At 59.6% G+C, this 13972-nt stretch carries 13 protein-coding genes; all 13 read left to right on the top strand.

The genetic code is table 11. The annotated features are described in order from the left end of the window. Positions 1-217 precede the first annotated feature (217 nt). The 13 genes from PMI28_RS27880 to nuoF all read left to right on the top strand — a co-directional run bounded on the left by PMI28_RS27880 (position 218) and on the right by nuoF (position 13898). Positions 218-664, top strand: a complete 447-nt coding sequence (locus tag PMI28_RS27880; RefSeq protein ID WP_007981280.1) for an NUDIX hydrolase — start codon at positions 218-220, stop codon at positions 662-664. A 59-nt stretch (positions 665-723) separates the two neighbouring features. Then, positions 724-1857: a tRNA 2-thiouridine(34) synthase MnmA gene (gene mnmA, locus PMI28_RS27885; RefSeq protein ID WP_007981279.1), complete on the top strand. Its 1134-nt coding sequence runs from the start codon at positions 724-726 to the stop codon at positions 1855-1857. Then, a complete protein-coding gene (gene hflD, locus PMI28_RS27890; protein ID WP_007981278.1) occupies positions 1854-2477 on the top strand; it encodes a high frequency lysogenization protein HflD in 624 nt (207 codons plus the stop codon). Before mnmA ends, hflD begins: the two co-directional genes overlap by 4 nt. A 124-nt stretch (positions 2478-2601) precedes the next feature. Then, on the top strand, positions 2602-3972 hold the full coding sequence (gene purB, locus PMI28_RS27895; RefSeq protein WP_007981277.1) for an adenylosuccinate lyase: 1371 nt from the start codon (positions 2602-2604) through the stop codon (positions 3970-3972). Between the two features lie 86 nt (positions 3973-4058). Beyond that, a complete protein-coding gene (locus PMI28_RS27900) occupies positions 4059-5228 on the top strand; it encodes a ribosomal protein uL16 3-hydroxylase (RefSeq protein WP_007981276.1) in 1170 nt (389 codons plus the stop codon). Further along, positions 5221-5646, top strand: a complete 426-nt coding sequence (locus PMI28_RS27905; protein WP_033063012.1) for a GNAT family N-acetyltransferase — start codon at positions 5221-5223, stop codon at positions 5644-5646. The genes PMI28_RS27900 and PMI28_RS27905 overlap by 8 nt, the downstream gene beginning before the upstream one ends. A gap of 237 nt (positions 5647-5883) precedes the next feature. After that, positions 5884-6645, top strand: a complete 762-nt coding sequence (locus PMI28_RS27910) for a secretin N-terminal domain-containing protein (protein ID WP_007981274.1) — start codon at positions 5884-5886, stop codon at positions 6643-6645. Between the two features lie 476 nt (positions 6646-7121). Then, positions 7122-8447: an isocitrate lyase gene (gene aceA / locus PMI28_RS27915; protein ID WP_007970439.1), complete on the top strand. Its 1326-nt coding sequence runs from the start codon at positions 7122-7124 to the stop codon at positions 8445-8447. A 642-nt stretch (positions 8448-9089) separates the two neighbouring features. Continuing rightward, positions 9090-9503, top strand: a complete 414-nt coding sequence (locus PMI28_RS27920; RefSeq protein WP_003223812.1) for an NADH-quinone oxidoreductase subunit A — start codon at positions 9090-9092, stop codon at positions 9501-9503. 10 nt (positions 9504-9513) lie between these two features. Then, the gene (locus PMI28_RS27925) at positions 9514-10188 is read left to right on the top strand and encodes a NuoB/complex I 20 kDa subunit family protein (protein ID WP_007970441.1); all 675 of its coding nucleotides are present in this window, start codon (positions 9514-9516) and stop codon (positions 10186-10188) included. 73 nt (positions 10189-10261) lie between these two features. Continuing rightward, positions 10262-12046 (top strand): NADH-quinone oxidoreductase subunit C/D, encoded by a 1785-nt coding sequence (gene nuoC, locus PMI28_RS27930; RefSeq protein ID WP_007981273.1) that lies wholly within the window; start codon positions 10262-10264, stop codon positions 12044-12046. Between the two features lie 2 nt (positions 12047-12048). After that, on the top strand, positions 12049-12546 hold the full coding sequence (nuoE, locus tag PMI28_RS27935) for an NADH-quinone oxidoreductase subunit NuoE (protein WP_007981272.1): 498 nt from the start codon (positions 12049-12051) through the stop codon (positions 12544-12546). Continuing rightward, entirely contained in the window at positions 12543-13898 is a 1356-nt protein-coding gene (gene nuoF / locus PMI28_RS27940; protein ID WP_007981271.1) for an NADH-quinone oxidoreductase subunit NuoF, read from the top strand. The genes nuoE and nuoF overlap by 4 nt, the downstream gene beginning before the upstream one ends. Positions 13899-13972 lie beyond the last annotated feature (74 nt).

The raw sequence follows: 13972 nt of genomic DNA, 5'->3' as shown, positions 1-13972 counted from the left end.
ACCCCACATCACCGTCGCCACCCTCACCGAAGCCGCCGTGCGCGAGCCCCTCGAAAAAACTGGCTGTACACATTTTTATCAGTGAAACCCGACCCAATGTGGGAGCGGGCTTGCTCGCGAAAGCGGTTTATCATTCAACACCTTCATTGACTGACCCACCGCTTTCGCGAGCAAGCCCGCTCCCACAGGGACAGCATTTCAACTTCGAGGAGATCTCATGGACTGGAAACCCCACATCACCGTCGCCACCATCGTCGAAGACAACGGCCGCTTCCTGATGGTCGAAGAACTCAAGCACGGACGAACGGTGCTCAACCAGCCCGCCGGCCACCTGGACCCGAATGAAACCCTCACCGAAGCCGCTATCCGCGAAACCCTCGAAGAAACCGGCTGGGACGTCGAACCGACCGGTGTACTGGGCATTTACCTCTACACAGCCCCGAGCAACGGCGTGACCTACCAGCGGGTCTGCTTCATCGCCAAACCGCTGAAACACCACGCAGACTATCAACTGGACGACGGCATCGTCGGCGCCAAGTGGTTGACCCGCGAGGAATTAATCGAACAGCGCGGCAACTGGCGCAGCGAGCTGATCATCCGCTGCATCGATGACTATCTGGCTGGCATTCACTTCGGCCTTGAATTGATCCGTCCTTCTCTTTAGCCATGCAGGCTCCAGCCTGTTAGAATCGCGTCCTTTTTCAAGACACTCATTGAATCCCTATGCGTGATCCAGCCCCTTCTGACACACAAAAGAAGCGCGTCATTGTCGGCATGTCCGGCGGCGTGGACTCTTCCGTTTCCGCCCTCCTGCTGATCGAGCAGGGCTATGAGGTGGAAGGCCTGTTCATGAAGAACTGGGAAGAAGACGATGGAACGGAGTACTGCACCGCCATGGATGACCTGGCGGATGCCCAGGCCGTGTGCGACAAGATCGGTATCAAGCTGCACACCGCCAACTTCGCCGCCGAGTACTGGGACAACGTGTTCGAGCACTTCCTGGCCGAATACAAGGCCGGACGCACGCCGAACCCGGACATCCTGTGCAACCGCGAAATCAAGTTCAAGGCGTTCCTCGACTACGCCATGATGCTCGGCGCCGACCTGATTGCCACCGGTCACTACGTGCGTCGCCGTGACATCGATGGCCGCACCGAACTGCTCAAGGGCCTGGACCCGAACAAGGACCAGAGCTACTTCCTGCATGCCGTCGGCGGCGAACAGATCGCCAAGACCCTGTTCCCGGTCGGTGAACTGGAAAAGCCGCAAGTACGTGCCATCGCCGAGAAATACGAGCTGGCGACCGCGAAGAAAAAGGATTCCACCGGAATCTGCTTTATCGGCGAGCGCCGTTTCAGCGATTTCCTCAAGCAGTACCTGCCGGCGCAACCGGGCGAGATCAAGACCACTGAAGGCGAAATCATCGGCCGTCATCACGGCCTGATGTATCACACCATCGGCCAGCGCCAGGGCCTTGGCATCGGCGGGCTGAAAGACGCCGGTGACGAGCCGTGGTACGTGCTGATCAAAGACCTGGAGCACAACGAGTTGATCGTTGGCCAGGGCAATGACCACCCATGGCTGTTCTCCCGCGCCCTGCTTGCTTCCGATATCTACTGGGTCAACCCGATCGATCTCAGCCAGCCACGCAAGCTGACCGCCAAGGTTCGCTATCGCCAGAGCGACCAGCCCTGCACCCTGGAAAAAACCGCCACGGGTTATCGCGCAACCTTCGATGACCCGCAACGCGCGGTCACTCCGGGTCAGTCCGTGGTGTTCTATGACGGCGAAATCTGCCTCGGTGGCGGCGTGATCGAAATAGCGGAACCATGGACGAGCAAGGGCCAGGCCCTATGAACCCAATTCAGGAGCAACTGACAGCACTGGGCGGCGTATTTCTCGCCGCGGTGCTGGTGGACAGGATTGCCAAAACCGGCCAGACCAACGAAGCCGGCCTGACCTGCATGCTCGGCAGCCTGCTGATCCGCGACCCCAAGGACACCCTGGAAGTCTACGGTGGCGACGACATCAACCTGCGCGAAGGCTATCGCGCACTGATCGGTGCCCTCGAACGCGATCCGAGCGCCCTGCAACGCGAACCGCTGCGTTACGCCCTGGCCATGCTCGGCCTTGAGCGCCAACTGGCCAAGCGCAATGACATGCTCGACGCGATCGGCAAACGCCTGCCGCAGATTCAGTCCCAGGTCGAGCACTTCGGCCCGGCTCACGAAAACGTGATCGCTGCCTGCGGCGCGCTGTATCAGGACACCCTGAGCACCCTGCGCCAGCGCATTCAGGTGCACGGCGACATGCGCAACCTGCAACAACCGAGCAATGCCTCGAAAATTCGCGCCCTGCTGCTGGCCGGCATCCGTTCGGCACGCCTGTGGCGGCAATTGGGTGGTCATCGCTGGCAGCTGGTGATCAGCCGCCGCAAATTGCTGAAAGAGCTTTACCCGTTGATGCGTAACGAATAACTCGCATCAGCAGACCTTTACACCGTGTTACGCGTAATACGCCGGTCAGTTGGCGACGGACCGGCGGATTTTTTCATGTATGATACGCGCCCCATTTCGTTGCCCGACTGTCCGAGAACACCCCATGCAGCTCTCTTCGCTCACTGCGGTTTCCCCTGTTGACGGCCGCTACGCCGGCAAAACCCAGGCCCTGCGCCCAATTTTCAGCGAGTACGGCCTGATCCGTGCCCGCGTTCTGGTTGAAGTGCGCTGGCTCCAGCGCCTGGCCGCTCACCCTGCCATCAGCGAAGTGCCGGCGTTCTCCGCCGAAGCCAACGCTGTGCTCAACACCCTGGCGGAAAACTTCTCTCTGGAGCACGCCGAGCGCGTCAAAGAGATCGAGCGCACCACCAACCACGATGTCAAAGCCATCGAATACCTGCTCAAAGAGCAAGCGGCCAAGCTGCCGGAACTGGCCAAGGTCAGCGAATTCATCCACTTTGCCTGCACCAGCGAGGACATCAACAACCTGTCCCACGCCCTGATGCTGCGTGAAGGCCGTGATGACGTGATGCTGCCGCTGATGCGCCAGACCGCCAACGCCATCCGTGAACTGGCCATCCGTTTCGCCGACGTGCCGATGCTGTCGCGCACTCACGGTCAACCGGCCTCGCCGACCACCCTGGGCAAAGAACTGGCGAACGTGGTTTACCGTCTGGAGCGCCAGATCGCTCAAGTCGCCGCCGTTCCGCTGCTGGGCAAGATCAACGGCGCTGTCGGCAACTACAACGCTCACCTGTCGGCCTACCCCGAGATCGACTGGGAAGCCAACGCCCGCGCCTTCATCGAAGACGAGCTGGGCCTGGGCTTCAACCCGTACACCACGCAGATCGAACCGCACGACTACATCGCCGAGCTGTTCGACGCAATCGCTCGCTTCAACACCATCCTGATCGACTTCGACCGCGACATCTGGGGCTACATCTCCCTGGGTTACTTCAAACAGCGCACCATCGCTGGCGAAATCGGTTCGTCGACCATGCCGCACAAGGTCAACCCGATCGACTTCGAAAACTCCGAAGGCAACCTGGGCATCGCCAACGCACTGTTCCAGCACCTGGCGAGCAAGCTGCCGATCTCCCGCTGGCAGCGCGACCTGACCGACTCCACCGTACTGCGCAACCTCGGTGTCGGCTTCGCCCACAGCGTGATCGCGTACGAAGCCAGCCTCAAGGGCATCAGCAAACTGGAGCTCAACGAGCAGAAGATTGCCGCCGACCTGGACGCGTGCTGGGAAGTATTGGCCGAGCCGATCCAGACCGTGATGCGTCGCTACAACATCGAAAACCCGTACGAAAAACTGAAAGAACTGACCCGCGGCAAGGGCATCAGCCCTGAAGCGTTGCAGACTTTCATCGACGGCCTGGACATGCCGGCCGCCGCCAAGGCCGAGCTGAAATTGCTCACCCCGGCGAACTACATCGGCAACGCTGTAGAGCAAGCCAGACGCATCTGATCGATCGCTAGACCCTTTTAAGACGCCCGGCCGCGCCGGGCGTTTTTATTCCCGTCTGAAAAGTGCATTTTTTCAATAGGTTACACATGAATCCTGATACTCCTCTTCAACTTCTGGGCGGCATCACGGCACGGGAATTCCTGCGCGACTACTGGCAGAAAAAACCACTGCTGATCCGTCAGGCGATTCCTGATTTCGAAAGCCCGATCGACGCCGACGAACTGGCCGGCCTGGCACTGGAAGAAGAAGTCGAATCGCGCCTGATCATCGAGAACGGCGAACGTCCATGGGAATTGCGTCGCGGACCGTTCGCCGAAGACGAATTCAGCAAGCTGCCGGAACGCGAATGGACCCTGCTAGTGCAAGCCGTGGATCAATTCGTGCCGGAAGTCAGCGAACTGCTGGAAAACTTCCGCTTTCTGCCGAGCTGGCGCATCGACGACGTGATGATCAGCTACGCAGCCCCGGGTGGCAGCGTCGGTCCGCACTTCGACAACTACGATGTGTTCCTGCTGCAAGGCCACGGCAAGCGCAACTGGAAAATCGGCCAGATGTGCAACTCCGAAAGCCCGATGCTGACCCACGCTGACCTGCGCATCCTCTCCGAATTCGAAGCGACCGACGAGTGGGTGCTGGAACCCGGCGACATGCTCTACCTGCCACCGCGCCTGGCCCATTGCGGCGTCGCCGTGGATGAATGCATGACCTACTCGGTCGGCTTCCGCGCACCGAGCGCCGCCGAAGTGCTGACCCACTTCACTGACTTCCTCAGCCAGTTCCTGTCGGACGAAGAACGTTACACCGACGCCGACGCCCTGCCGACAGCCGATCCTCACCAGATCCAGCGCGACGCACTCGACCGTTTGAAACTCCTTCTGGCCGAGCACATGAGCGATGAGCGCCTGCTGCTGACCTGGTTCGGCCAGTTCATGACCGAGCCACGCTACCCGGAACTGGTGGTAGGCCCGGAAGACGTCGCAGAAGACGACTTCATGAACGAACTGGAGCAAGGCGCAATCCTGATTCGCAACCCGAGCGCACGCCTGGCCTGGTCCGAAGTCGATGACGACCTGCTGCTGTTCGCCAGCGGCCAGAGCCGTTATCTGCCGGGCAAACTGCGCGAATTGCTGAAGATGATCTGCGCCGCCGACGCGCTGCACGCCGACAACCTCGGCGAATGGTTGAGCGATGAAGACGGCCGCGGCTTGCTGTGCGAACTGGTCAAGCAAGGAAGCCTGGGGTTTGCCGATGAATAAGATTCACGTACGTGTCGCAGACTGGCAAAAGGACAACGCCGAGATCCGGCGCATTCGTGAAACGGTGTTTGTCGCCGAGCAGTGCGTTCCACCTGAGCTGGAATGGGATGCCGACGATGCAACCGCCGTGCATTTCCTGGCGTTCGAAGGCGACTTTCCGATTGGCACCGCCCGCCTGCTGCCTGACGGTCACATCGGCCGGGTGTCGGTGCTCAAGGACTGGCGCGGTCTGAAGGTCGGCGATGCGCTGATGCAAGCGGTGATTGGCGAAGCCGAAGAGCGCGGATTGAAGCAGCAGATGCTCAGCGCTCAGGTACAAGCCACAGCGTTCTATGAGCGCCTGGGCTTTCACATGGTCAGTGAGGAGTTCCTGGAAGCCGGGATTCCGCATGTGGACATGGTGCGACACTCTGCTTAAAACCCTGTGGCGAGGGAGCTTGCTCCCGCTGGGCTGCGTAGCAGACCCAAGCTTTTAGGGCCGCTTCGCGCCCCAACGGGAGCAAGCCCCCTCACCACAAAAAGCAACATGCAAACACCACAAAACGCCCCGCCATCTTCGGATGCCGGGGCGTTTTGCTGTCCAGGATTCAACTAGCGCCACTCCAGGCCGACAAACTGGCACTATCATCAATTCAAGTTGGCGGAGATAACGGATATGTCCCTACGCACCCTGCTCAGCACCTTGCTGGTGGCCTGCAGTTTTTCGGTCATGGCAGCCACCGAAATCGTGCCCCTGAACTACCACACCAGCGCCGACCTGTTGCCGGTAGCACAGGACTTCATCGGCAAGGAGGGGCAAGTCAGCGCCTATGGCAATCAACTGATCGTCAACGCCGACCAGCGCAAGATCGACGAACTTAAAGCCCTTCTTTCGCAACTCGATACGGCACCCAAGCGCCTGCTGATCACCGTCGACACCAGCGACAACAACTTCCAGGGCGACCAGGGTTACTCGGTGAACGGCGCCAAGCCAAGCCAGACCCGCATCGTCAACTACAGCACCGACAGTCGCGACGGCGGCATCCAGCAAGTGCAGGCCAGCGAAGGCGCACCGGCACTGATCCAGGTCGGCCAGAGCGTGCCGATCACCAGCAGCCAGAGCGACGCCTATGGCGGTTACAGCAGCCAGACCGAGTACCGCAATGTCACCCAGGGTTTCTACGTCACGGCAAACGTCACCGGCGACATCGTTCACCTGTCGATCAGTACCAACCGTGACCGCATGAGCCAGGAACGTTCCGATGTAGTGAACGTACAAAGTACCGACACAACCGTCACCGGCCACCTCGGTGAGTGGATCCTGCTGGCCGGGGTCAATGGCCAGACCCAGGCCGACAAACAGGGCCAGACCCGCAGCTACTCAACCCAGAGCCGCAACGACATGACTTTGCGGGTGAAAGTCGACACCTTGGACTAAACCACCAAAAACTGACTGACGAGTCGTATTAGACCAAAGATGTAGTGCCTGAAAAAAAGCACTACAAAACGTTTGACGAGCCAAAAAAGCGAAGGCATGATGGCCTCGCTCCCGCTAATCAGGGGCCCTGGCAAGGGCCTTCGAGGCGATGTTCGCAACCTACCCCCGCGAACCGCTTCGTGTCTGTACCGCCCACAAGGTGTGTTTGACGAGGTTGTCGACTGGAACGAAGTTGTCCCGAGGGACGGAAGCGTAATTAGGTAACCCGGCACCACACTGATGTTCGTACCAAGGCCCACGACGCCCGAATGCGCCCGCAGTTCGCCTTTACCTGCTCACTTCCCCTCGAGCCCATCGTTCTTCCCGTCGCCCTCCCCGCCGAATCCGACTTGACTGCTTAAGCTTCTGGTCAGCGAGCGCAGGAATTTTCCACCGCAGAACAACTTTTCATAAAGACGCGACGAGGTTTATCTCCCATGGCACTGACACGCGAACAGCAAATTGCAGCCCTCGAAAAAGACTGGGCTGAAAACCCGCGCTGGAAAGGCGTGACACGCACTTACTCCGCTGCTGACGTCGTCCGCCTGCGTGGCTCGGTTCAACCTGAGCACACTTTTGCAAAAATGGGCGCCGAGAAGCTGTGGAACCTGGTCACCCAGGGTGCCAAGCCGGCCTTCCGTCCTGAGAAAGATTTCGTCAACTGCATGGGCGCCCTGACCGGCGGCCAGGCCGTACAACAAGTCAAAGCCGGTATCCAGGCGATCTACCTGTCGGGCTGGCAAGTGGCTGCGGACAACAACTCCGCCGAATCGATGTACCCGGACCAGTCGCTGTACCCGGTGGACTCGGTTCCAACCGTGGTCAAGCGCATCAACAACTCGTTCCGTCGTGCCGACCAGATCCAGTGGAAAGCCGGCAAGAACCCGGGCGACGCTGGCTACATCGACTACTTCGCGCCAATCGTGGCTGACGCCGAAGCCGGTTTCGGCGGCGTACTGAACGCTTACGAGCTGATGAAGAGCATGATCGAAGCAGGCGCCGCCGGCGTTCACTTCGAAGACCAGCTGGCTTCCGTGAAAAAATGCGGCCACATGGGCGGCAAAGTACTGGTTCCTACCCAGGAAGCCGTACAGAAGCTGACCGCTGCCCGTCTGGCAGCTGACGTTGCCGGTACCCCGACCATCATTCTGGCCCGTACCGATGCGAACGCTGCTGACCTGCTGACTTCCGACTGCGACCCGTACGACCAGCCATTCGTGACTGGCGAACGTACCCAGGAAGGCTTCTACAAAGTGCGCGCCGGTCTGGACCAGGCGATCGCTCGCGGCCTGGCCTACGCCCCGTACGCCGACCTGATCTGGTGCGAAACCGCCAAGCCGGACCTGGACGAGGCTCGTCGCTTCGCTGAAGCGATCAAGAAGGAATACCCGGACCAACTGCTGTCGTACAACTGCTCGCCTTCCTTCAACTGGAAGAAAAACCTGGACGACGCGACCATCGCCAAGTTCCAGCGCGAACTGTCCGCCATGGGTTATAAGCACCAGTTCATCACCCTGGCCGGCATTCACAACATGTGGCACAGCATGTTCAACCTGGCGCACGACTACGCCCGCAACGACATGACTGCCTACGTGAAGCTGCAAGAGCAGGAATTCGCTGACGCCGCCAAGGGTTACACCTTCGTGGCTCACCAGCAGGAAGTGGGCACCGGCTACTTCGACGACATGACCACCGTGATCCAGGGTGGCTCGTCTTCGGTGACCGCGCTGACCGGTTCGACTGAAGAAGAACAGTTCCACTGATCTGCTTCGCCTGAGACATCAGCCGCTGCAGACCCGATAGAAAGCTAACCGCAGCGCTGCACATCTGACGCCCCGACTGGTTCGGGGCGTTTTTTTTTGCGTGGAATCCAACAAACACCACCAATTTGTGTGGGAGCGGGCTTGCCCGCGAAAGCGTCGCATCAGTCGCCATCAGCGGTGAATGATGAACCGCATTCGCGAGCAAGCCCGCTCCCACACTGGACGGTGACGCCAGAGGCAAATCATTGATCCAGAGCGCCATCGCCACCCGAAAAATCCGCTAAACCCCCCCCCGCCGCTACTTGCTGTAACACCCATATAAGACAACTTCCCAACTCGCCGCAGAACAAACAGATTAAAAACCAAGCCAAACAATATTGATTATCATTTAGCGGCAACTATGTTCGTTACATTCCCTACAAAACATAATTGATGAAAAGCCGGCTAATGCCCGCAACGCATGGGCTGCCGGGCTTCGGAGGTGCGTTATGTCCTTATTCCTGTAAATAATTTCGCTACAGGAATTTTACTTGCCGGGTGTTTAGCCATAAAATCAGCGGGATTGATTGCTGCGACATATCGTCACTGCTTTTGTTTCTTTTCAAGCTCAGAGACCTTTGCTCTCTGTTAAGGATTACCAGCATGCCCGAAGCGACAGGACTCATGGCCCACAACTGGGGCTTTGCCATTTTCCTTCTAGGCGTCGTCGGCCTCTGCGCCTTCATGCTCGGTGTTTCCAGCCTACTCGGGTCAAAAGCCTGGGGCCGCAGCAAAAACGAACCGTTCGAGTCCGGCATGCTACCTACAGGTGGCGCCCGCTTGCGGCTCTCAGCCAAATTCTATCTGGTCGCGATGCTTTTCGTGATCTTCGATATCGAAGCCCTCTTTCTCTTTGCATGGTCTGTGTCCGTCCGCGAAAGCGGCTGGACCGGATTCGTCGAAGCTCTCGTTTTCATAGCAATTCTGTTGGCAGGCCTTGTCTACCTATTCCGAGTGGGCGCCCTTGACTGGGCTCCGGAAGCTCGGCGCAAGCGGCAAGCGAAGCTGAAACAATGAGGCTTTGGCAATGCAATACAATCTCACCAGGATCGACCCCGATGCTCCTAACGAGCAGTATCCGATTGGCCAGCGGGAAACCGTTTCCGATCCGTTAGAAGATCAAGTCCACAAAAACATTTTCATGGGCAAGCTCGAAGACGTGCTTAACGGCACGATCAACTGGGGGCGCAAGAACTCCCTATGGCCGTATAACTTCGGTCTTTCGTGCTGCTACGTGGAAATGACCACCGCCTTCACGGCGCCCCACGACATCGCGCGCTTTGGCGCCGAGGTTATCCGGGCATCGCCGCGCCAGGCGGATTTCATGGTTATCGCCGGTACCTGCTTCATCAAGATGGCGCCGATCATTCAGCGTCTCTACGAGCAAATGCTTGAGCCTAAATGGGTCATCTCCATGGGTTCGTGCGCCAACTCCGGTGGCATGTACGACATCTACTCTGTCGTTCAAGGGGTGGACAAGTTCCTGCCCGTGGACGTCTACGTGCCTGGCTGCCCGCCCCGCCCTGAAGCTTTCCTGCAAGGCTTGATGCTGTTGCAGGAGTCGATTGGCCAGGAGCGTCGCCCACTTTCCTGGGTCGTTGGCGATCAAGGCGTGTATCGCGCCGAGATGCCTTCCGAGAAGGAAAAGCGCCGCGAACAGCGTATTCAGGTAACCAACCTGCGCAGCCCCGACGAAGTCTGATCCAGATCTGCTTCTTTCCATAGAACGAGAACCTGGCTTCATTCTTTACGTTGACCGAAAGCGATAAATAACCATGACTACAGGCAGTGCTCTGTACATCCCGCCTTACAAGGCAGACGACCAGGATGTGGTCGTCGAACTGAACAACCGTTTTGGCCCGGAGGCGTTCACCGCCCAGCCTACCCGCACCGGCATGCCGGTGCTTTGGGTTGCCCGTGCCAAACTCGTCGAAGTCCTGACCTTCCTGCGTAACCTGCCCAAGCCGTACGTCATGCTCTATGACCTGCACGGTGTGGACGAGCGTCTGCGCACCAAGCGTCAAGGGCTGCCGAACGGCGTCGACTTCTCCGTGTTCTATCACTTGATGTCGATCGAACGTAATAGTGACGTAATGATCAAGGTCGCCTTGTCCGAGAGCGACCTCAGCCTGCCGACCGTCACCAGTATCTGGCCGAATGCCAACTGGTACGAGCGTGAAGTCTGGGACATGTTCGGCATCGACTTCAAAGGCCACCCGCACCTGTCGCGCATCATGATGCCGCCGACCTGGGAAGGTCACCCGCTGCGCAAGGACTTCCCGGCCCGCGCCACTGAATTCGACCCGTTCACCCTGAACCTGGCCAAGCAACAGCTCGAAGAAGAGTCTGCGCGCTTCAAGCCGGAAGACTGGGGCATGAAGCGTTCCGGCCCGAACGAGGACTACATGTTCCTCAACCTCGGCCCGAACCACCCGTCCGCGCACGGTGCGTTCCGCATCATCCTGCAGCTGGACGGCGAAGAGATCGTTGACTGCGTACCGGACGTCGGTTACCACCACCGTGGTGCCGAGAAGATGGCCGAGCGTCAGTCGTGGCACAGTTTCATCCCGTACACCGACCGTATCGACTACCTCGGCGGCGTGATGAACAACCTGCCGTACGTGCTCTCGGTCGAGAAGCTGGCCGGCATCAAGGTGCCCGAGAAGGTCGACGTCATCCGCATCATGATGGCCGAGTTCTTCCGGATCACCAGCCACCTGCTGTTCCTGGGTACCTACATCCAGGACGTCGGCGCCATGACCCCGGTGTTCTTCACCTTCACCGACCGCCAGCGCGCGTACACGGTGATCGAAGCCATTACCGGTTTCCGTCTGCACCCGGCCTGGTACCGCATCGGTGGCGTCGCCCACGACCTGCCGCGCGGCTGGGAAAAACTGGTCAAGGACTTCGTCGAGTGGATGCCCAAGCGTCTGGACGAATACCAGAAAGCCGCACTGGACAACAGCATCCTGCGTGGCCGGACCATCGGTGTCGCCGACTACAACACCAAAGAAGCCCTGGAATGGGGTGTCACCGGTGCCGGCCTGCGTTCGACCGGTTGCGATTTCGACCTGCGTAAAGCGCGCCCGTACTCGGGCTACGAGAACTTCGAATTCGAAGTGCCGCTGGCCGCCAATGGCGATGCCTACGACCGCTGCATCGTGCGTGTCGAGGAGATGCGCCAGAGCATCAGGATCATCGACCAGTGCCTGCGCAACATGCCGGAAGGCCCGTACAAGGCGGATCACCCGCTGACCACGCCGCCGCCGAAAGAGCGCACCCTGCAGCACATCGAAACCTTGATCACGCACTTCCTGCAAGTTTCGTGGGGTCCGGTCATGCCGGCCAACGAGTCCTTCCAGATGATCGAAGCGACCAAGGGCATCAACAGTTATTACCTGACGAGCGATGGCGGCACCATGAGCTACCGCACCCGGATTCGTACCCCAAGCTTCCCGCACCTGCAGCAGATCCCTTCGGTGATCAAAGGCAGCATGGTCGCGGACTTGATTGCGTACCTGGGTAGTATCGATTTCGTTATGGCCGACGTGGACCGCTAAGCATGAACAGCACGCTTATCCAGACAGACCGTTTCGCCCTGAGCGAAACCGAGCGCTCGGCCATCGAGCACGAGTTGCATCACTACGAAGATCCGCGCGCGGCGTCGATCGAAGCCCTGAAGATCGTCCAGAAGGAACGTGGCTGGGTGCCGGACGGCGCCCTGTACGCCATCGGCGAGATCCTCGGCATCCCGGCCAGCGACGTTGAAGGTGTGGCGACGTTCTATAGCCAGATCTTCCGTCAGCCGGTCGGCCGTCACATCATTCGCGTCTGCGACAGCATGGTCTGCTACATCGGCGGCCACGAGTCCGTGGTCAGCGAGATCCAGAGCAAGCTGGGCATCGGCCTGGGGCAGACCACTACCGACGGTCGTTTCACCCTGTTGCCGGTCTGCTGCCTCGGCAACTGCGACAAGGCGCCGGCGTTGATGATCGACGACGACACTTTCGGTGATGTGCAGCCTGCCGGCGTTGCCAAATTGCTCGAGGGCTACGTATGACCCTGACTTCTTTCGGTCCAGCCAACCGCATCAAGCGTTCGGCCGAGACTCACCCGCTCACCTGGCGTCTGCGCGACGACGGCGAAGCCGTATGGCTCGACGAGTACCAGGCCAAGAACGGTTACGCCGCTGCGCGCAAGGCCTTCGCCGACATGGCCCAGGACGACATCGTCCAGACCGTGAAAGACTCCGGCCTCAAGGGTCGCGGCGGTGCAGGCTTCCCCACCGGTGTGAAGTGGGGCCTGATGCCCAAGGACGAATCCATCAACATCCGCTACCTGCTGTGCAACGCGGATGAAATGGAGCCGAACACCTGGAAAGACCGCATGCTGATGGAGCAACTGCCCCATTTGCTGATCGAAGGCATGCTGATCAGTGCCCGTGCACTGAAAACCTACCGTGGCTACATCTTCCTGCGTGGCGAGTACACCACCGCTGCCAAGCACCTCAACCGTGCCGTGGAAGAAGCCAAGGCCGCAGGCCTGCTGGGCAAGAACATCCTGGGCAGCGGTTTCGATTTCGAGCTGTTCGTCCACACCGGTGCCGGGCGTTATATCTGTGGTGAAGAAACCGCACTGATCAACTCCCTCGAAGGCCGCCGCGCCAACCCGCGCTCCAAGCCGCCCTTCCCGGCCGCCGTTGGCGTGTGGGGCAAGCCGACTTGCGTGAACAACGTTGAAACCCTGTGCAACGTGCCGGCGATCATTGCCGACGGCGTGGACTGGTACAAATCGTTGGCTCGCGAAGGTAGCGAAGACATGGGCACCAAGCTCATGGGCTTCTCCGGCAAGGTCAAGAACCCGGGCCTGTGGGAACTGCCGTTCGGCGTCACCGGTCGCGAGCTGTTCGAAGACTACGCCGGTGGCATGCGCGACGGTTACAAGCTCAAGTGCTGGCAGCCTGGCGGCGCCGGTACTGGCTTCCTGTTGCCGGAACACCTGGACGCACAAATGTACGCCGGCGGCATCGCCAAAGTGGGCACCCGTATGGGTACCGGCCTGGCCATGGCGGTGGACGACAGCGTCAACATGGTGTCCCTGCTGCGCAACATGGAGCAGTTCTTCGCCCGCGAATCCTGTGGCTTCTGCACCCCTTGCCGCGATGGCTTGCCATGGAGCGTCAAGCTCCTGATGGCCATCGAGAACGGTGAAGGCCAGCCAGGCGACATCGAGACCTTGCTGGGTCTGGTCGGTTTCCTCGGCCCAGGCAAGACCTTCTGTGCTCACGCACCGGGCGCCGTGGAGCCGTTGGGCAGCGCAATCAAATACTTCCGCCATGAGTTCGAAGCCGGTATCGCGCCTGTCAGCGCCACCGTCCCGCCTCTGGCAAGGCCGATCCTGGTCGGCGCGTAAACGCTTTAAAAAGGCGAAGGGTCCGTGCCCTTCGCTTTTCGTGTGATGACGCCTTTAACGGCTGTGTTGATTCA

Source organism: Pseudomonas sp. GM48 (assembly GCF_000282335.1).
In the GTDB taxonomy this organism is placed as follows: Bacteria; Pseudomonadota; Gammaproteobacteria; order Pseudomonadales; family Pseudomonadaceae; genus Aquipseudomonas.
Note: the sequence above shows the minus strand (reverse complement) of the source record. Positions and strands in the feature narration are given on the sequence as shown.